Raw genomic sequence first — 19699 nt, forward strand, 5'->3', positions numbered from 1 at the left:
TCTCTCTCCTGCTCTGTCTTCCCCCTCTTTGTGAAGAGGAGGGGCTTATGCTTATCTTTCCGCCGGTCCCGCCTCTTCGCGGAAGGCGGCGAACTGCGCCTTGAGCGCGCGGTCGAAGGCGGGGCGTTCGAGGCAGCGGGCAAGATAGGCCTCGAGCCGCGGATGCTCGGCGACCGCGCCCGATTCGATACCCTCGCGCAGCACCGTCGCCATCGCGATGTCGGCGACACTGAAATCGCCCGCGAGATACGGCCGGTCGCCCAGCGCCTCGGCGAGCCTGCCGAAGCGGGTATGGATGAAGTCCATCAGGCTGGGCCGGCGCAGCTTCGCCCACGGCTCGCCCGCCGCGAACAGGTCGACGGTCGACAGTTCGAACATCGCCGGTTCGATGCTGTTGTAGGCGGCGAACAACCAGCTCGTCACGGTCGCGCGGCCTTGCGGGTCGCGCGGCAGCAGCCGCTCGTCCTTTTCCGCCAGATGCAGCAGGATGGCGCCGCTTTCGAACAGATGCACGTCGCCATCGCGCAGCACCGGCACCTGCCCCCATGGCTGGTCGCGGAAATATTCGGGCGGGCGGTCGACCGCGCTGATCAGCCGCTCGGCATAGTCGAGCCCGATCTCCTCGCACGCCCAGCGCGGGCGCAGGTCGCGGACGAAACCGCGCGCGAAATCGGGCACCCAGTCGAAGGCGGCGATCTCGATCGTGGCGGCGGGGTTCACGGGCATGATGCCGCTCCTTTCGTCGCCTCAGGCGGCGGGAGGGGGCGCGTCGCCGTTCGCGACCGCCGGGTCCATCCAGAATGGTTCCCAGACATGGCCGTCGGGATCCAGAATGTCGCGGCCGTACATGAAGCCATGTTCCTGCACCGGGTTGACGTCGATGGTGCCGCCGTGGGCGGCGGCGGCCGCGACCATCGCATCGACCGCCTCGCGGCTGTCGAGGGCCAGCGCGAGCATCGCCTCGCTCGATGTCGTCGGCGGGATCGGCCTATCGGTGAAGCTGCGCCACTTGTCGTGCGTCAGGATCATCACGAAGATCGCGTCGGACCAGACCATGCAGGCGGCGGTCTCGTCGGTGAAGCGCGGCTCGTTGGCGAAGCCAAGCGCCTTGTAGAAGGCGATCGACCGGTCGAGGTCGCGGACCGGCAGGTTGACGAAGATCATCCTGGGGGTGGGCATCGGAAATTCCTCTCTCGTCGGAAGGCTTCAGGGGAAGGCGTCAGGGGATGGTTTCGCGGCGGTCACGTCCGTCCGAACAGCATGCGGACATAACGCGTCAGATGGGCGACGCTTTCCCGGGCAATCGCCGGATCGTTGGTGGTTTTCGCCAGAACGAAGCCGCCTTGCAGCACCGACTGGATATGGCGCGCGAGATCGATCGCGGTCATCCCGTCGGGCGCGCCATATTGCGCCATCGTCGCCTCGATGTCGGGGGAGAGCGCTTCGCAATAGGCGGCGATGCTCGCTTCGCAGGCGAGGCGGATCGGCTCGCTGGTCGCATAGGCGTCCTGCACCATCGTGCCGATGAAGCAGGTGAAGCCGTCGACCGGGCCGTGCAGCAGCGAAAAGCGGAAATCGATATGGCCGAGCAGCCGGTCGAGCGGGTCCTCCAGCTTCGTGTGCGGCAGCATGTCGAACATCGGCCGCGCCCGCTCGGTCCACGCTTCGGCGGCGGCGACCGCCAGCGCCTCCTTCGATTCGAAATGGTGGAAGAAGGCGCCCTTGGTCACCCCGGCGGCGGCGCAGATCTGGTCGACCGTGGTCGCGGCATAGCCGTGCCGCCGCACCTCCTGATGCGCGGCGGCGATCAGCTTCGCGCGCGCGCTGCCCCGCGGTGCGCGGCGGGGCGGCGTCGGAGGGGGGGAGGGGTGAGTCGGCGTCATGGAGATTTACATACCAACTGGTTGGTATGATGTCAAATTGGACGGCGATGACGGTCTTGGGACAGGATTTCGCGCAGAGGCGCAGAGATCGCAAAGAAAAGGGGAAGGCGGCAAAGCCGCCATTTTCTTCTTTCTTCTCCGCGCTTCCGCGTCTCCGCGCGAACAAAAATCTCTGCGGACTCTGCGCCTCTGCGCGAAATTCCTCCCTTTTTGTCTCCGTCATTCCCGCGCGATTCCTGTCCCCGACAAAAAGGGACTCGACGCCCGGCCTCTCCCGCCTATGAAGGATGGGGAACAAATGGGGGCCGGCTGCAAGGGGGTATCATTGGTCGCGATCGTTTCGACCGTCGCCTATCTCGGGCTCGAGGCGCGCGGGGTCGAGGTGCAGTGCCAGATCGCGCCCGGGGTGCCCGCCTTCGCGGTCGTCGGCCTGCCCGACAAGGCGGTCGCCGAAAGCCGCGAGCGGGTGCGCGCGGCGCTGTCGGCGATCGGCCTTGCGCTGCCGCCGAAGCGGATCACGGTCAACCTGTCGCCCGCCGATCTGCCCAAGGAGGGCTCGCACTACGACCTGCCGATCGCGCTCGCTCTGCTCGGCGCGATGGGGGTCGTCGATCCCGAAACGCTCGCCGCCTATGTCGTCGTCGGCGAGCTCGGCCTCGACGGGCGCGTCGCGGCGTCGCCGGGCGTGCTGCTCGCTGCGCTGCACGCGGGCAGCGTCGAGCGCGGGCTCGTCTGCCCCGCCGTGCAGGGGCCGGAGGCGGCATGGACGGGGCATGTCGAGGTGCTCGCGGCGCCCGACCTCCTGTCGCTGCTCGGGCATTTCAAGGGCGCCGCATTGCTGCCCGCGCCGGTGCCGGGCGAGGTCGCGGCGCCGGTGCGCACCGCCGACCTGGCGCAGGTGAAGGGGCAGGAGACGGCGAAGCGCGCGCTCGAAATCGCGGCGGCGGGCGGCCACAACCTGCTGATGGTCGGGCCGCCGGGGGCGGGCAAGTCGCTGATGGCCGCCTGCCTGCCTGGCATCCTGCCCGAACTGACCCCCGCAGAAGCGCTGGAGGTGTCGATGATCGCCTCGGTCGCGGGCGGGCTGGAAGGCGGGCGGCTGGTCCGCGCGCGGCCATTCCGCAGCCCGCATCATTCGGCGTCGATGCCGGCGCTGATCGGCGGCGGGCTGCGTGTGCGCCCCGGCGAGGTTAGTCTCGCGCATCTGGGCGTGCTGTTCCTCGACGAGCTGCCCGAATTCCAGCGCGGGGTGCTCGACAGCCTGCGCCAGCCGCTGGAGACGGGCGAGGTCAGCGTCGCACGCGCCAATGCGCACGTCACCTTTCCGGCGCGCGTGCAGCTGATCGCCGCGATGAATCCGTGCCGTTGCGGCCATTTGGGCGATCCGGCGCTGGCGTGCAGCCGCGCGCCGCGCTGCGCCGCCGACTATCAGGCGAAGCTGTCGGGGCCGCTGCTCGACCGTATCGACCTGCATGTCGAGGTGCGCGCGGTGAGCGCCGCCGACCTCGTCCTGCCGCCGCCCGCCGAGGGCAGCGCCGAGGTCGCGGCGCGCGTCGCCGCGGCGCGTGCGGTCCAGACGGCGCGCTATGCCAGGCACAAGGCGCGCACCAATGCCGAGATCAACGGCGAGCTGCTCGAAGCCATCGCCACCCCCGACGAGCCGGGGCGCCATCTGCTCGCGCAGGCGGCCGAGGCGATGCGGCTGTCGGCGCGCGGCTATACGCGGATGCTGCGCGTGGCGCGGACGATCGCGGACCTTGCCGGGGCAGAGACGATCGGCCGCATCCATATCGCCGAGGCGCTGAGCTATCGCCGGCAGGCACCGCGGAACTGAGGGCGGGTTCCGACCGTCGATTTCCGGTCCGTGCCGGTGTCCCGGCGGATTTCGGCTCGCCGCTGGTGCCGGGCCGACGGCGGTACCCCGATGGAACGGCCGGGCGCAGCGGCGCGTAGGGACGAAGCAGGAGAAAGGCCATGCTCGACATGATCGACAGCGCGGACGATGTGATCGCGCTCAAGGTATCGGACCGGATCAGCGGCAGCGAACTCGACGCGATCATGGACCGCCTCGATGGCGCGATGGCGTGTCATGACAAGGTCCACGTCTTCGTCGAGACGCAGGCGATCGACAGCATCGAGATCGCGGGACTGGGCGCCTATATGAAGCGCGCGCTGCCGCTGTTCGGCAAGCTGGATCGCTTCGGTCGCGTCGCGGTGGTTGCCGATCAGGGCTGGATTCGCGCGGCGACGAAGATCGAGAGCTCGTTGCTGCCGCGCATCAGTTACCGCGTCTTCGAGCCCGGCGCGCGCAACGAAGCGCTGGCGTGGGTCGTCGGCGGCGCGTGAGCGCGCGCGCCGCTACGCGGTGCGGGTCTCGACGATTTCCAGCGGCGGCGGCGCCTTGGCCGCGCCCGGCGCCGCGGCGCCGTGGCGGCGGTGCGACAGCTTGCCGTCGACCCGGCCGCCATTCTCGATCGTGATCGTTTCGTAGGTCACGTCGCCGGTGATCCGCGCGGTCGCGTGGACGATCAGCGTCTTCGCCTCGATCGAGCCGTCGACCAGCCCGGCGATCTTCGCCGTTTCGGCGGCCACGGCGCCCTTGATCTCACTTGCCTCGCCCTGGACGAGGTTGGCACATTTCAGGTCGCCCTCGATCTTGCCGTCGACGTGCAGGTCGACGCTGGCCGACACGTTGCCGGTGACGACGACATCCGATCCGAGGATCGAGAAGGTCGTATGGCGCGCGCCGGTCGCCATCCTAGCGGGTGCCCCGGCCGGTGGCGGCGGAAGCGAGGGCGCCGACTCGCTGTCGCGCGTCGTCTTTGACTTCAAGAACATCGGCTTTGGCCTCCAGGAACCGGCGCGGGTTGACCGCGACGCCGTTCAGACGGACTTCGAAATGCAGGTGGCTGCCGGTCGAACGCCCGGTCGAGCCCATCTTGGCGATCTGCTGCCCGGCGGCGACCTGCGCTCCCGCCCGCGTCGTGAAACCCGACAGGTGGGCATAGCGGGTCATGATCCCCTGGCCGTGATCGACCTCGATGACATTGCCATAGCCCGCGCGCTGGCCAACGTACAACACCTTGCCCGGCGCCGCGGCGAGGATCGGGGTGCCGAGCGGACCGGGGAAATCGAGCCCCGAATGCATCGCGCTTGCGCCGGTGAAGGGATCGCTGCGATAGCCGTAGCTCGACGAGAGCATCAGCACATGCGCGGGCTGGCCCGAAGGGATGGCAACGAGCGTGCGTTCGAGCACCTCCATGCGGAACAGCGCGCCTTCGAGCGCCGCGAAACTCTTGCCCAGCGCGCCTGCGGCGCCGATGCGGCCGCGGAAGGGAATGAAGGGACCGCCGCGGCCGGCCGCGGCGTTGCGGACCAGCGACGCGGGGTCGAGCCCCAGCTTCGCCACCGCGCCCTCGGCCTTTGCGGCGCGCGCGCCGACCGCGGCGAGCAGCCGCGCCGAAAAGGCCTCCTGCCGCGCCTCGATGCGTGCGAGCGCCTGCGCCTCGGGTGGCAGGCGCGGATCGACCGCGCTCGTCTCGACCGGCTTGTCCGCGGCGGCCCCGGTCTTGTCGTCATCGGCGGCGGCGGGCAGCGCCTCGGCGCCGAAATAGGTCTTCTGCCACTCCTCGAGCTGCGCCTGGCGCTCGTCGAGGTCGGCGGCGATTTCGCCGACGCGGTCGCGATACTGGGCGATGCGCGCCTCTGCGGCGGTCGCGGCGGCCTGCTTGCGCGCGACCTCGGCCCGTTCGTCGGCGGAAAGAAGCTGGTTGACAAAAATCGCGACGGTGACCGCCGCCCAGGCGAGCAGTACCGCCGCGGCGATCAGGGCGACACGCTTTTGCCAGACCGCGCTGACCCGCACGAACCGGACATGGCCGTGGGTGCGGATGAAGATTTCATGGTCCTGAAACAGCGCATTCCAGCGCTGGCGCCATGGGCGCAGGCCCGTCGATTGGGAAGACAAGTCACGACCCCGTCTTGTTGTTCTGCTTGGAGCCCTCCGCCCCCGACTGGAACGGCGCCTTACCAGCGACTCCCCGCCAGCGCGAATCCGCACGCCGCGAGTCGGGCTGAATCGAACCGATGGCACGATGAACGGTGGAAAACGGCCAAAATGGTTGTTTTCTGGCGTGGCGAGGGCGCGCGACTCGCCCGCATCGTTGACGGCTTGCTTACCATTTCGGACTAGGGGAAAAGCGTGACCGCCATGTCCGATCTTCCGCTCTCCCCCGCGAACGGCGCCGCAGCCGACGACGCGCCCGCCGCCGATTCGCGGCCGCGTTCGGCGGTCAGCGCCGGGGTCGGCATCGTCGGTATCGCCGGACTCTTCTCCTACCTGCTGATCGCGCGCCACGCGCCGCAGATCGCGGCCGCGTTCGGCATCGACTGGGGGGCGCGCGGCCCGATGGACGGTCCCAATTCGGCGATCGCCAGCGTGCTCGCCTGCGGCATCCCGATGGTGCTGTGGTCGCTGTTCGTCGACAAGGTGCATCGCAACCCCTCGACCGGCATCGACTGGTCGCAGCGCCGGCCGTGGCGCGAAACGGTCGACATCAGCCTGACCAAGATCGCCGGCCTGTGGGCGACCTGGGGGCTGATCGCGCTCTTCTATGCGACGATGCGCTATTATTGGGAGGGCAATTATGCCTTCGCGATGGACCTGCTGGAGCGGGTGGTGCCGTGGCTGCTGCTCGTCTCCGTGCCCTATATGCTGTGGCTCGACCGCCGCATGGTCGAACCGCACGACGGCTGCTACCAGTTCGGCCGCTGGCTGATTGCTCCCGGCCAACCCGTCGACGGCCGCGCGATCGGCCATCATTTCCGCGCCTGGGCGGTGAAAGGCTTCTTTACCGCCTTCATGCTGTCGATCGTGCCGGGCAATTTCGCGGCGCTGGTCACCGTGCCGATGAGCGAGGCGCTCGCCAATCCCTACATGATCGCGCTGTGGACGATCAATCTGCTCTATCTGGTCGACGTCCATGTCGCGACGGTCGGCTATATCCTGACGCTGAAGCCGCTCGACTCGCACATCCGCACCGCCAACCCCTATGGTATGGCGTGGGTCGCGGCGCTCGTCTGCTACCCACCCTTCATCCTGATGAACGGCGGGCCGCTCGACTATACGGTGAACGGGTCCGACTGGGGCTATTGGCTGGAGGGGCACGAGACGTTGATGATGCTGTGGGGCGTCGTGCTCGTCGCGCTGGTCGCGGTCTATGCCTGGGCGACGATGGCGTTCGGCATCCGCTTCTCGAACCTCACGCATCGCGGCGTCATCACCCACGGTCCCTATGCGCTGACCCGCCACCCCGCCTATGTGTCCAAGAATCTGAGCTGGTGGGTCGGCTCGCTGCCATTTCTGGTCACTGCCGGCGGCTGGGTCGAAGGCGCGCGCAACATGGTCATCCTCGGGCTGGTCAGCGGTGTCTATTACTGGCGCGCCAAGACAGAGGAAAAGCATCTGCTCGCCGATCCCGCCTATGTCGCCTATTGGAACTGGGCCCAGCGGCACGCGCTGGTGCCGCGCCTGTTCACGCGGCTGACGGGTCGGGCGCGCCCGCTGATCCGCCTGGAGCCCGACCCGCGGGTGGGGCCGGTGGCGTAACAGCATTTTCGGTCGAGAGCCGACATTTCCATCGCCGTCATCCCGGATCAAGGCCGGGGTGACGAAGGGAAGCGAATGGCGATTCCGCTATCCCGAATGCGTGTCTTTCAGAAGCTAAGTTCGTCGTAGATGTGCGACAGGTCGCGGCCCCATGCGCCTTCGTAGCGGTCGAGCAGGTCGTGCGCGGGCGACTTGCCGCTCTTGGCGATCTGCCGCAGCGGTTCGAGGAAACCGACCTCGTTGTCGCCCATCGAATTGACCTCGTCGCGCGCCGCCAGCCCCTGCGCCGCGATGTCGAGAACGCGGTGCGCGAGGTCGCCGACGGTGCCGCCGCCCGGCGCCGCGGCGTACAGCCCCTCGCGCGGCACCGCGTCGCGCAGCGCCTGCTGGTCGGCGATGCTCCAGTCCTTGACGAGGTCCCACGCCGCGTCGAGCGCGCCCTGGTCGTAGAGCAGCCCGACCCACAGCGCGGGCAGCGCGCAGATGCGGTTCCATGGTCCCCCGTCGGCGCCGCGCATTTCGAGGAAGCTCTTGAGCCGCACCTCGGGAAAGGCTGTCGACAGATGGTCAGTCCAGTCGGAAAGGCGCGGGAGCTCGCCGGGCAGCGCCGGAAGCCGGCCCTTCAGGAAATCGCGGAAGCTCTGTCCCGCCGCGTCGATGTAGCGTCCATCGCGGAACACGAAATACATCGGCACGTCGAGCATATAGTCAACATAGCGGTCGTAGCCGAAGCCGTCCTCGAACACGAAGGGCAGCATGCCGGTACGCGCGGGGTCGGTGTCGGTCCAGATGTGGCTGCGATAGGACAGATAGCCGTTGGGCCGGCCGTTGGTGAAGGGCGACGCCGCGAACAGCGCGGTCGCCAGCGGCTGGAGCGCGAGCGAGACGCGGAATTTCTGCACCATGTCGGCCTCGCTCGCATAGTCGAGGTTGGTCTGGATGGTGCAGGTGCGCAGCATCATGTCGAGCCCCATGCCGCCGACGCGCGGCATGTGGTCGAGCATGATCGCATAGCGTCCCTTCGGCATGCGCGGCAGTTCGTCGCGCGTCTTGTCGGGCCACATGCCGAGGCCGAGGAAACCGAGGCCGAGTTCGGCGCCGACCTCCTTCACCTGCTTCAGGTGGCGGCCGGTTTCGGCGCAGGTCTGGTGGAGATTCTCGAGCGGCGCGCCCGACAGTTCGAGTTGCCCCGCCGGTTCGAGACTGATCGCGCCGTCGCTGCCCGACAGGGCGATGACGTTCCCCCCCTCCTCGACCGGTTCCCAGCCATAGCGGGTCAGCGCGGTCAGCAGGTCGCGGATGCCGCCCGGCTCGTCATAGGAGGGCGCGCGATGATCGGCGGTGCGATAGACGAATTTCTCGTGCTCGGTGCCGATTCGCCAGCGGTCCTTCGGCTTCTCGCCCTTGATCATGGGCGCCGCGAGCTGGTCGCGGCTCTCGATGATGGGATCGTTTCGATCTGAAACCGTACGCGTGCTCATCGCGCCGCTTTAGGCAGGCGCCGCGGCTTGCACCAGCAAAAAGGAAGGGCCCCGCGCAGGGGTCGAAGGAGGGGACAGGTTGACCGCGAATTAACCTTTCGCTGCCACAAGCGCGGGCATGACTAGGGACCAGATTGCGTCGCGGGCCGGTGGGTGGCGGACCGCGAGCCCACCGCCGTGCGCCTCGTCGATGCGAGCCTGCGCGCGGCGCGTCTTTCGCCCGCTGCTGGCCTGTTTTGCGCTGCTGATGGCGTTGCTGCTCGCCGCCGCGCCGGCGCATGCCCAAAGCTGCGCCCCCGCGACGAGCCAGGGGACCGCGCCCGCGGGGTGGGAGACCTATTGCTGGCTCGACCTCAGCCAATATAGCGACGCGACCGCGCGCAGCGCGGCGGGCCAGAATATGAGCTTCACGCTGACCGACGGTTCGGTCCTGCGCTTCAACCTGCGCGTGACGCCGACATCGGGCAGCGCCTTCTCCGCCGTCGCCGCGCCGTCGTGGACCGGCGCCGCGGTCGGCAACTCGGCCTTCCTCGGGATACCGGGCCGCCCGGTGCTCTATTCGACGGCATCGGGAACGCGCACCGTCACGATCGGCGGCATCGCGATCACCCCGCCCGCAGGGGCGGCCGCCTCCGCCTATTCCTTCGTCGTCGCCGACGCCGAATCGTCGAACGAGACGGAATCGCTGGTGTTCACGACCAACGGCGGCGCGTGGCAACTGCTCGACCAGGTGCCGCCGACCAGCGGAACGACCTATCCGGCCCGATCGGGCATCGGCACCTCGACCGTCACCGTCACCGGCACCGCCGGCACGGTCGGCGCCTATATCGTCGGGTCGAACAGCCCGACGACCGTCACCGCCCAGATCACCTCGGGCGGGTTGCAGGGCATCATGCTTGCGGTGCGCTTCGCCTCGGTCCGGCTGTCGAAGCAGATCGCGGGGGCGCGGATCGACGCCAGCGACCAGTTCCTCTTCCGCATCCGCGCGGCGAGCGGCGGCGCACTGCTGGGACAGGGGGCGACGAGCGGCAGCGGCAACGGCCCGTTCAACGCGATGCCGGTCAGCCTCGCCTCCAGCCTGTCGGTGACGCTGAGCGAGGACATGGCGGCGGGCAGCGCCAGCGCGCTCTCCGCCTATCGCTCGACGATCAGCTGCACCAACGGCAACAGCGGATCGGCGACGCCGCTGCCCGTCGGGGTGGTCGCGACATCGTTCACCCTGCCGCCGCTGCAATTCGGCGATGCGATCGCCTGCACCTTCACCAACACCCCCTATCCGCACCTGCGCCTCCGCAAGGCGCTGGGCAGCGGGGGGCGGCGCTACAGCGGCGACCAGTTCACCGTCCGCATTCTCGATGGCGCGGTGGCGGTGGCGAGCGCGACCACCAGCGGCACCGGCGCCACGGTCGGCGGCGGCGACACCGGCATGGTGCGGCTGACCCCCGGCACAGCCTATACGCTCGACGAGATCGCGGCGGGGACCGCCGACCTCGCGCGCTACGATGCGGTGCTTGGCTGCACCAACGCCGCCGCCGGCTCCTCGACCGTGCTGCCGGGTGTGGCGCCGGGGACGATCACGCCGCAGCTCGGCGACGTCGTCACCTGCATCGTCACCAACACGCGCGCGACCGGCGGCGTGCTGATCATCGCGAAAAGCTCGACGCCGATTTCGGACCCCGTCAACGGCACGACCAATCCCAAGCTGATCCCCGGCGCGATCGTCGAATATGCGATCACCGTGACCAGCATCGGGACCGGAAGCAACAGCAACCGGGCGAATGCGATCGTGCTCGTCGATCCGCTGCCGCCGGGCGTCACCTTCCAGGCCGGCTCGGTCAGTTTCAGCAACGGATCGCCGGCGAGCGGGCTGGGATTCAGCGCGTCGAACGTCGGCTATTCGAACCAGCCGGGCGGCGGCGCACCCTACAGCTACACGCCGATGGGGACCTATGACCCGGCGGTGCGGGGGCTGCGGATCGCGCCGTCGGGCAATATGAGCCACGCGACCAGCGCGACGAGCCGCCCCAGCTTCACCATCCGCTTCCGCGCCCGCGTCGACTGATCGTCACGCTTCAGGGGAGACCTTTCCGGCTGCTGTCCCCCAGTCGCCGTGCTGCGCCATCCACAGGGCGGTCGCGGCGACGGCGGCGGTCTCGGCACGCAGGATGCGCGGGCCGAGCGCGATACGGCGGACGGCGGGGCAGGCGAGCAGCGCGGCGCGCTCGCGCTCGGTGAAGCCGCCCTCGGGGCCGGTCAGGATTGCGGCGGGCGCGGGCGCATCGACCGTTCCGAACGGCGCACCCCCCGCTTCGTCGGCGAACAGCAGCGCGCGGTCCTCCGGCCAGTCGCGCAGCAGCGCGGGCAGCTTCACCGGCTCGGCCAGCGCCGGCAGCGCGGTGCGGCCGCATTGCTCGCATGCCTCGACGATCTGCGCCTCCAGCCGCTCGCGCTTGACGCGCTCGACGATCGTGCGCTCGGTGATGACCGGCTGCAGCCGCGCGACGCCCAGTTCGGTCGCCTTCTCGATGATCCAGTCGAGCCGCGCCTTCTTGACCGGCGCGAAGCACAGCCAGAGGTCGGGCACCGCCTCGATCGCGCGCATCCGGCGCTCGATGCGGACGGTCAGCGCGCGCTTGCCCGCATCGGCGACCGTGGCGAGCCACTCGCCGCTGCGATTGTCGAACAGCAGCAACGGGTCGCCAGACTTCAGCCGCATGACGTGCAGCAGATAATGCGCCGCCGCGCCGTCGACGACCGGTGCGGCGTCGGGGCCGAGCGGCGTGTCGACGAACAGGCGGGGCGTGCTGGCGGGCGGCCAGGCGGGAGTCGCGGGCATCGCGGGGCCATAGCATGGGCGGCGGCGGCGCGCACCCGCGCGCATCCCTGCGCGCGGACTGTCCCGTTGCGGGGCAGGAGGCGCGGTTTTCCGGGCCATGCGGGCGATGCGGCTTAGCATTTTGGTAAGCAGTTTTCCGATAGAGGCAGGATACCCGCCGCGCATCTGTGGGGCGTACGCGGGGCGATCGAGGGGTTTGAGACCATGGGTGGGACCGACATCCGACATATCGGGCGCCGTCTTGGGTGCCGCCTCCGGCAGGGCGCCGGACGCCTGATCCGCGACCAGCGCGGCAACGCGCTGATGCTGACCGCGGCCGCGATCGTGCCGGTGATCGGCATCGTCGGGTCGGCGGTCGACATCGGCCGCGCCTATATGACGCAGCTTCGCCTGCAACAGGCGTGCGACGCCGGCGTGCTAGCGGGGCGGCGCGCGATGGCGGCGGGCGTCTATGGCGACGACCACAAGGCCGAGGCGAACAAGATGTTCGCCTTCAACTTTCCGAACGGTATCTATGGCAGCGAGGCGGTGAACTTTTCCTCGCAGTCGACCAGCGCCGCCGATGTCGTCGGCACCGCCAGCGTCAAGCTGCCGACGGCGATCATGTACATTTTCGGCAAGGACAAGTTCGACCTCGGCGTGAACTGCACCGCCAAGCTCGAAATCTCGAACGTCGACGTGATGCTGGTGCTCGACGTCACCGGGTCGATGGCGCGCAAGGCCTCCTCTTCGGACGACGACACCAAGATCGAGGCGCTGCGCAAGGCGGCGGTCGATTTCTTCGACACGCTGACCAACGCCGACATCGGCGACGGACGGCTGCGCTTCGGCGTCGTTCCCTACAGCTCGTCGGTCAATGTCGGCCAGATTCTGGTGGCGAAGAATCCCGATTGGATAGCCGACACCGTATGGCTTCCTTCGCGCGAGCCGGTGACCAAGGAAGTCTGGGGCGACGCGCGGACGGTCGTGTCGGAGGACTATACTGCGACCAATCCTGTTGCCAACACGAACTGGCAAGGGGCCGAAAAATGGGAGGATGCGGGGAAGGCGGACAAGGCCCAGGCGGATTGTACGACCTGGGACGATAGCGATTTGCCCAGGATGGTCAGCGAATCGTTGAATCCCTCGAATCCGGTTGTTGACGGCAGCACGCGTATCACCGTTTCCGACTCGAAACGGACCTACGAATATTATTCCTACAAGGGGACGTGGAAGGCGGCCACCTGGAGCAAGCCAGCGAGTTGCGAGGCCAAAAAGCTGCGCTGGACGTTCACGCGCACCTATCAGGTGACGAAGACTGAAACGCTGACCAAGGTCTTCGACGGTAAATATAACTATAAGGACCGCGGTTTCGACACGCGTCCCCTGAAAACCGGGTCGACGATCGAAGAAGACACCGGCTATCAGGGTGAACGGGTCACGATCGACTGGGCAGGCTGCATCATCGAGCGGGCGACGACGCAATTCGCATCGAACGCGTCCGCGCCGTCGAACGCCTATGACATGGACATCGACATGGTCCCGTCGGCGACCGATTCCGATACGCAGTGGAAGACATTCCTGCCCGCCCTTACCTACGATCGCGAACGTGTATCCGAACGCAAGGGTGTGACGACCAATTACCAGAATTTCGTCGACAAGGGCGGCGATTATGCCGCCTGCCCGGTCGCGGCGATGAACCTGACGACGATGACCAAGGCGGATCACGACGACTTCGATAAATATATCAAGACGCTGCAACCCAAGGGCTATACCTATCACGACGCCGGCATGGCGTGGGGTGCGCGCCTGATCTCGCCGACCGGTCTGTTCGCGGCCGACAACGGACCCTATAACGGACGGCCGGTCAGCCGCCATATCGTCTTCATGACCGACGGCGACATGATGACGCCGCGCGCCAACCTGTCGCACCAGGGACAGGAGCGGTCGATGCCGCGCATCGGCGCGACCAGCGACAATGATGCGATCGACCGGCACAACAACCGTTTCCGGCAGCTGTGCGAAAGCGCGAAGCGCAAGGGTCTGACGATCTGGGTGATCTCGTTCGGCGTCGGCAGTAACAGCAACCTCAACAGCTGTGCCTCAACGGGGCAGGCGTTCGAGGCCGACAATGCGGCGCAGCTCAACGCGCAGTTCCAGGCGATCGCCCGCCAGATCTCGAAGCTCAGGCTGTCGCAATGAGCCGTCGTCGCGCCCTGATCCGCCGGCTTCGCAGCGACCGTCGCGGCGTCGCGCTGGTCGAATTCGCTCTCACCGCGCCGCTGTTCCTGCTGATCCTGATGGGAATCTTCGATTTCTGCTGGCAGATGTACGCGCAGCAGGTCCTGCAAGGCGCCGTCGCCAAGGCGGGACGCGATTCGACGCTGGAGCTTTATTCCAGCGACCAATCGGCGCTCGACGCCCGCGTCAAGGAGCAGGTCCAGCAGGTGTTCGCGGGCGCCGATGTGAAATTCACGCGGCGCGCCTATGACGAGTTCAGCAAGCTCAACGTCCCCCGGCGCTATTATGATACGAACAAGAACGGCTATCTGGATGCCGAGGATTGTTTCGAGGATGGCGGCAAGGCCGGCAACGGCGGCGCCGACGACGTCGTCCTCTATACGGTGACGATGCGCTTCGACCGCGTGCTGCCGGTGTGGAAGATGCTGGGGCAGTCCCCCTATTCGACGCTGTCGGCGGTAACGATCCTGCGCAACCAGCCCTTTGCGAACGGTAGCGACATTACACCGGATAGCTGCCTGAAATGATGCTTCTTTCCCGCCCTCGCCGCCGCCTGGCGATCACCGCGCGGCGCCTGGCGCGCAACATTCGCGCCACGGTGCTGATCGAGATGGCTTTCGCCATTCCCTTTCTGGTGCTGGTGGGATTCGCCGGACTGGAGATCGCGAACCTCGCGCTGACTCACACGCGGATCAGCCAGATCGGCCTCAACACCGCCGACAATGCCTCGCGCATCGCGGCGGGCAGCAATCTGTCGCTGCCGCCGATCCGCGAGATCGATATCAACGAGTTGTTCATCGGGGCGGAAAAGCAGGCCGACGCGCTCGATTTCAAGCGGCACGGGCGGATCATCCTGTCGAGCCTCGAACGCAACAAGGATGGCGGCCAGTGGATTCACTGGCAGCGCTGCTATGGCGATCTCGCGGTGTCCTCGGCCTATGGCGCGCAGGGCACCGGCAAGACCGGAACCAGTTTTCCGGGCATGGGGCTGAAAGGCAAGGAGGTCACGGCCGCGGCGGGGACGGCGGTGATGTTCGTCGAGATCAGCTATGACTATCAGCCGCTGCTCTACGGCAAATGGCTGGGGCCGAGGCGGATCTCCACGACGGCGGCCTTCAACATCCGCGAGCCGCGCGATCTGGATGGGCCGAAGGACGGCGACGGCGTCTACAACCCCTCTCCGGCGGCCACCAAGTCCGCCTGCTGATCGGCGCACGCCGCGCCTGGTCCGGCATTTATCTCGTCGGCGCGCTCTGCTATCGCCCCGGTACGCATGACCACCGCCCCTCCCCCCGACAGCCAGCTTCGCGGCTTCCTGGCGTTCCTGCCCGCGGGGTTGCGCCCCTATGCGCTGCTCGCACGGTTCGACCGGCCGATCGGCTGGTGGCTGCTTTATTGGCCCTGCGCGTGGGGGATCGCGCTGGCGGGCGGCGCGCGCGATCACTGGCCGCTGTTCTTGTGGATGCTCGCCGGCGCGGTCGCGATGCGCGGCGCCGGCTGCGTCTATAACGACATCGTCGACCGCGACCTCGACGCGAAGGTCGCGCGCACCGCGTCGCGCCCTGTCGCCAGCGGCGCGGTTTCGGTGCGCGGCGCGGCGCTGTGGATGCTCGCGCTGTCGCTCGTCGGGCTGGTCGTGCTGGTGCAACTGCCGCTGCGCGCGCAGGTCGTCGCGGTCGCGAGCCTGCTGCTCGTCGCCGCCTATCCGTTCATGAAGCGCATCACCTGGTGGCCGCAGGCGTGGCTGGGGCTGGTCTTTTCGTGGGGCGCGCTCGTCGGCTGGATCGCGGCCGGGGGCAGCGACGGCCTCGCGCTGCCGCTGCTCTATGCCGGATGCATCGCCTGGGTGATCGGTTACGACACCATCTATGCGCTTCAGGACATCGAGGACGATGCACTGGTCGGCGTCAAGTCGAGCGCGCGCGCGCTGGGCGACCAGGTGCGCGGCGGCGTCGGCCTGTGCTATGCGACCGCGCTCGCGCTGTGGGCGGGGGCGCTGTGGATCGTGCGGCCCGACCCGCTGGTCTTCGTTGCGCTGGTGCCGGTGGCGGTGCATCTGGCGGGGCAGGTGGCGACGCTCGAGCCCGCGAACGGCGCCGACGCGCTCGCCAAGTTCCGCAGTAACCGCTTCGCCGGACTGCTCGTCTTCGCCGCGATGCTGGTGGTGGGCAGCGCGCCCTGACCGATCGACCTATTCGGCCGCGAGCAGTTCCTCGGCGCCGCCGAGGTCGACCGAGACGAGGCGGCTGACCCCGCGTTCGATCATCGTCACCCCGAACAGGCGGTGCATGCGCGCCATGGTCACCGCATTGTGGGTGACGATCAGGTAGCGCGTGTCGGTCTCGCGGCTCATCCGGTCGAGCAGGTCGCAGAAGCGCTCGATATTCGCGTCGTCGAGTGGCGCGTCGACCTCGTCGAGAACGCAGATCGGCGCCGGGTTGGTGAGAAAAAGGCCGAAGATCAGCGCCACGGCGGTCAGCGCCTGCTCGCCCCCCGACAGCAGGGTCAGCGTGCCGAGCCGCTTGCCCGGCGGCTGCGCCATGATCTCGAGCCCCGCTTCGAGCGGATCGTCCGAATCGACGAGTTCGAGATGCGCCTGGCCGCCGTTGAACAGGGTCGTGAACAGGCGCTGGAAATGCGCGTTCACCGCCTCGAACGCCGCGAGCAGGCGGACGCGGCCCTCGCGGTTGAGGTTGCCGATCGAGCCGCGCAGCCGGTTCACCGCCTGCTGCAGTTCCTCGATCTCGGCGACGCTCCGCTCGCGCTCGGCGTCGAGCTCGGCGAGCTCGTCGGCGGCGACGAGGTTGACCGGTCCCAGTCGCTCGCGGTCGGCGATCAGCCGGTCGTGCGCCGCCGACTCGGCGGCCGCGTCGCCGACCGCAGCGCTGTCGAAACCGGCCTTTTGCGGCAGCAGCGGCGGCGGGCATTCGAAACGCTCGCCCGACAGGCGGCCCATCTCGACGCGGCGCAGCTCGGCGTTTTCGGAGCGCGCGACCGCGCCGGCGCGCGTTTCACGCGCCGCGGCGACGCGCTCGCGGATCGTCGTCAGCGCCGCCTCGGCCTCGCGCAGCGCTGCTTCGGCCGCCCGCTCGCGCGTCTCGGCCTCGGTGAGTTTCTCGCGCAGCTCGGCCTGCCGCGCCTCGGCGACGGCGCGGTCGGCGGCGAGCCGTTCGGGCAGGTCGGCGAGCTTCGCGGCTTCGGCGGCGAGCGCATCGGCGCGCTTGTCCATGTCGGTGACGCGCCGCGCGGCCTCGCCCGCTCGCGCCTTCCAACTCCGAATCTCGGCGCTGACCACCGCCTGCCGCTCGCTCAGCGCGGCGAGAGTGCGCTCATGCGCGGCGAGCGTGCCCTGCGCGTCGGTCGCGGCAGCGCGGGCGCGGTCAGCGGCCTGCTCCCCGGCGTCGAGCGCCGCGCGCGCCAGCCGCTCGTCGGGCAGCGCCGCGAGCGCGTCTTCCTGTGCTGCGAGCTGTTCGGCGGCGTCCTTCGCCGCACCGGCGATCTCGGCGCGCCGGCGTTCGAATAGCGCGGCGGTGGCGTGGTGGCGGTCGAGCGCACCCTGCGCCTGGTCGGCGGTGCGCAAGGCAGCGCGGCGCGCCTCATCGGCGTCGGCGAGCCGCTTGCGCGCGGCGGCGGCCGCCTCGGTCCGCGCGACGAGCGTCGCCGCCGCGGCCTCGCGGCGGTCGCGCAATTCCTGCACCCCCAACTCGACCTGCGGGCGCTGCGCGGCGAGCGCGTCGAGGCGATTCTGGCGCATCAGCCGCTCGCTCGCGGTCGCGCCGTCGCCGCGCGTCACGAAACCGTCCCAGCGGCGCATCACCCCGCCCATCGTCACCAGCCGCTGCCCGACCGCGAGCGGCTGGCCCGCATCGTCGTCGGCGACCGCGACCTGAGCGAGACGGCGCGACAGCGCGGCGGGCGCCTCGACGAGATCGGCGAGCGCGCGGGTGCCGGCGGGAAGCGCGGGATCGTCGGCGCGTGCGTCGGCGCCGCGCCAGCTTCGCGCCGCGTCGTCGTCGGTGCCGGCGTCGAGATCGTCGCCGAGCGCCGCGGCGAGCGCGGCCTCGTAGCCCGGCGCGACCCTGATGCGGTCGAGGATGCGCATCGCATCGCTGCGCGCAGCGGCGAGCGCGCGTTCGAGCGTTGCCGCCTCGCCTTCGAGTGCTGCGAGCGCTGCGCGCGCCTCGGCGAGCGCGGCATCGACCGCCGCGAGGTCGGCCGTCGCCGCCTCGCGGTCGGCTTCGGCGTCGCCGATCGCGGCTTCGGTCGCGGCGATCGCGGCCTCCGCCCGCTCGGCGGCCGCCGCGCTCTCCTCGACCGTCCGGGCCAGCGCTGCGCTGTCGCCGAGCGCGGCAACCTCGGCTTCGAGACGTTGCTGTTCGCCCGCGATGCGGCGCACCGCGGTTTCGGCGCCGTCGCGCGCGCTGAGCGCGATGCGGCGGTCAGCGGCTTCGCTTGCGGCGCGCGCGCGCGCCTGTGCCAGCGCCACCTCGGCATCGCGCAGCCGTGCCTGCGCCGCCTGATTCGCCTCGACGAGCGCCGCCTTGCCATTGTCATGCGCGCCGACCTGCTGCGCGAGTTGCTTCGCCTCGGTGTCGAGCGCGGTCAGCGCGGTATGGGCATCGCGTGCCAGATCGCCCTCGCGCGCGCGATCCTCGGCGAGCCGCGCCTGCTGCGCGCCCAGGTCGTCGAGGCGTTGGCGTGCCGCGCGCTCCTCGCCGGCAAGGCGGACCTGCGTTGCGGTCGCCTCGGCCAGCGCGTCGCGCTGCGCCTGCGCGTCGCCGCGTGCATCGGCGACGCGCGCGGCGACCTCTGTCTGCGCGTTCGACACGGTTTCGAGTTTGTCCTGCGCCGCCTTCACCGCGGTTTCGGCCGCGTCGGCGTCGCGGCGCGCCTGATCGGCGGCGGCGGCGGCGTCGCGCCAGCGGGCATAGATCAGCCGCGCCTCGGCAACGCGGATCTCTTCGCTCAGCCGCTGGTATTTCTCCGCCGCGCGCGCCTGTCGGCGCAGCGCGTTGGCGCGCACCTCCATGTCGGCGACGATCTCCGACAGGCGGGTCAGGTTGGTTTCGGTCGCGCGCAGCTTCTGTTCGGCATCCTTGCGGCGGACGTGAAGGCCGGCGATGCCCGCCGCCTCCTCCAGCATCGCGCGGCGGTCGGTAGGCTTGGCGGCAATGACGTTCGCGATCTTGCCCTGGCTGACCAGCGCCGGGCTGTGCGCCCCGGTCGCGGCATCGGCGAAGATCAGCGCGACGTCCTTGGCGCGTACGTCGCGGCCGTTGGCGCGATAGGCGCTTCCCGCGCCGCGCTCGATGCGGCGGATCACCTCCAGTTCGTGCCCGTCGGTCGCGTCGGAAAGCCCGGCGACCACCGCGCCGCCCGTATCGCAATGGATCGCGACCTCGGCGAAATCGCGCGGCGGGCGCGACGCGGTGCCGGCGAAGATGACGTCCTCCATCCCGCCGCCGCGCATCGACTTGGGGCTCGATTCGCCCATCACCCAGCGGATCGCCTCGAGCAGGTTCGACTTGCCGCAGCCGTTCGGACCGACGACGCCGGTCAGCCCCGGCTCGATGCGCAGCTCGGTTGGTTCGACGAAGCTCTTGAAACCGGTCAGGCGCAGCCGCTTTATCTGCACGGGCGGTCCCCGTGCAGTCGGTCGAATCGCAGGCTG

Annotated in this window: 16 protein-coding genes; 8 read left to right on the forward strand and 8 right to left on the reverse strand. The window is 69.2% G+C overall.

Annotated elements, in window-relative coordinates:
- Positions 1-51: 51 nt before the first annotated feature.
- The 3 genes from SGRAN_RS03790 to SGRAN_RS03800 all read right to left on the reverse strand — a co-directional run bounded on the left by SGRAN_RS03790 (position 52) and on the right by SGRAN_RS03800 (position 1883).
- Complete coding sequence (locus tag SGRAN_RS03790; protein ID WP_067180689.1) at positions 52-726, reverse strand: glutathione S-transferase family protein; 675 nt, start codon at positions 724-726, stop codon at positions 52-54.
- A 21-nt stretch (positions 727-747) separates the two neighbouring features.
- Complete coding sequence (locus tag SGRAN_RS03795; RefSeq protein WP_210434196.1) at positions 748-1179, reverse strand: VOC family protein; 432 nt, start codon at positions 1177-1179, stop codon at positions 748-750.
- Between the two features lie 62 nt (positions 1180-1241).
- Positions 1242-1883: a TetR/AcrR family transcriptional regulator gene (locus SGRAN_RS03800; protein WP_067180695.1), complete on the reverse strand. Its 642-nt coding sequence runs from the start codon at positions 1881-1883 to the stop codon at positions 1242-1244.
- 325 nt (positions 1884-2208) lie between these two features.
- Between SGRAN_RS03800 and SGRAN_RS03805 the strand changes: the two genes are divergently transcribed.
- Together SGRAN_RS03805 and SGRAN_RS03810 are read left to right on the forward strand one after the other, a co-directional pair.
- Entirely contained in the window at positions 2209-3717 is a 1509-nt protein-coding gene (locus SGRAN_RS03805) for a YifB family Mg chelatase-like AAA ATPase (protein WP_067186863.1), read from the forward strand.
- Between the two features lie 140 nt (positions 3718-3857).
- A complete protein-coding gene (locus SGRAN_RS03810) occupies positions 3858-4229 on the forward strand; it encodes a SpoIIAA family protein (RefSeq protein WP_067180699.1) in 372 nt (123 codons plus the stop codon).
- Between the two features lie 12 nt (positions 4230-4241).
- On the opposite strand, the gene SGRAN_RS03815 is transcribed toward SGRAN_RS03810, so the two are convergent.
- Complete coding sequence (locus tag SGRAN_RS03815; protein WP_067180702.1) at positions 4242-4640, reverse strand: bactofilin family protein; 399 nt, start codon at positions 4638-4640, stop codon at positions 4242-4244.
- A 1-nt stretch (position 4641) separates the two neighbouring features.
- Positions 4642-5850 (reverse strand): M23 family metallopeptidase, encoded by a 1209-nt coding sequence (locus SGRAN_RS03820; RefSeq protein ID WP_067180705.1) that lies wholly within the window; start codon positions 5848-5850, stop codon positions 4642-4644.
- Positions 5851-6093: 243 nt separating this feature from the next.
- Here SGRAN_RS03820 and SGRAN_RS03825 point away from each other — a divergent pair, with 243 nt between their 5' ends.
- The gene (locus tag SGRAN_RS03825; RefSeq protein ID WP_067180707.1) at positions 6094-7491 is read left to right on the forward strand and encodes a methyltransferase family protein; all 1398 of its coding nucleotides are present in this window, start codon (positions 6094-6096) and stop codon (positions 7489-7491) included.
- Between the two features lie 107 nt (positions 7492-7598).
- On the opposite strand, the gene SGRAN_RS03830 is transcribed toward SGRAN_RS03825, so the two are convergent.
- Positions 7599-8972: a glutamate--cysteine ligase gene (locus SGRAN_RS03830; protein ID WP_067180709.1), complete on the reverse strand. Its 1374-nt coding sequence runs from the start codon at positions 8970-8972 to the stop codon at positions 7599-7601.
- A gap of 118 nt (positions 8973-9090) precedes the next feature.
- On the opposite strand from SGRAN_RS03830, the gene SGRAN_RS03835 reads away from it, so the two are divergent.
- Positions 9091-11034 carry a CshA/CshB family fibrillar adhesin-related protein gene (locus SGRAN_RS03835; RefSeq protein WP_237233737.1) on the forward strand — a complete coding sequence of 648 codons (1944 nt, stop codon included), beginning with the start codon at positions 9091-9093 and terminating at the stop codon, positions 11032-11034.
- A 3-nt stretch (positions 11035-11037) separates the two neighbouring features.
- Here SGRAN_RS03835 and SGRAN_RS03840 read toward each other — a convergent pair whose 3' ends face one another.
- The gene (locus SGRAN_RS03840; protein ID WP_067186865.1) at positions 11038-11808 is read right to left on the reverse strand and encodes a 16S rRNA (uracil(1498)-N(3))-methyltransferase; all 771 of its coding nucleotides are present in this window, start codon (positions 11806-11808) and stop codon (positions 11038-11040) included.
- 204 nt (positions 11809-12012) lie between these two features.
- Here SGRAN_RS03840 and SGRAN_RS03845 point away from each other — a divergent pair, with 204 nt between their 5' ends.
- The 4 genes from SGRAN_RS03845 to ubiA all read left to right on the forward strand — a co-directional run bounded on the left by SGRAN_RS03845 (position 12013) and on the right by ubiA (position 16210).
- On the forward strand, positions 12013-13989 hold the full coding sequence (locus SGRAN_RS03845; RefSeq protein ID WP_082737061.1) for a TadE/TadG family type IV pilus assembly protein: 1977 nt from the start codon (positions 12013-12015) through the stop codon (positions 13987-13989).
- Entirely contained in the window at positions 13986-14555 is a 570-nt protein-coding gene (locus tag SGRAN_RS03850) for a TadE/TadG family type IV pilus assembly protein (RefSeq protein WP_067180713.1), read from the forward strand. Before SGRAN_RS03845 ends, SGRAN_RS03850 begins: the two co-directional genes overlap by 4 nt.
- Positions 14552-15235, forward strand: coding sequence for a TadE/TadG family type IV pilus assembly protein (locus tag SGRAN_RS03855; protein ID WP_067180716.1), 684 nt, complete (start codon positions 14552-14554; stop codon positions 15233-15235). The genes SGRAN_RS03850 and SGRAN_RS03855 overlap by 4 nt, the downstream gene beginning before the upstream one ends.
- A 66-nt stretch (positions 15236-15301) precedes the next feature.
- Entirely contained in the window at positions 15302-16210 is a 909-nt protein-coding gene (gene ubiA, locus SGRAN_RS03860; RefSeq protein ID WP_067180719.1) for a 4-hydroxybenzoate octaprenyltransferase, read from the forward strand.
- A 9-nt stretch (positions 16211-16219) separates the two neighbouring features.
- Here the strand turns inward: ubiA and smc are convergent, their stop codons facing one another.
- Positions 16220-19663, reverse strand: coding sequence for a chromosome segregation protein SMC (smc, locus tag SGRAN_RS03865; protein WP_067180722.1), 3444 nt, complete (start codon positions 19661-19663; stop codon positions 16220-16222).
- Positions 19664-19699: the final 36 nt, after the last annotated feature.

The sequence above is a fragment of the Sphingopyxis granuli genome (assembly GCF_001559015.1).
GTDB classification, from domain to species: Bacteria; Pseudomonadota; Alphaproteobacteria; order Sphingomonadales; family Sphingomonadaceae; genus Sphingopyxis; species Sphingopyxis granuli.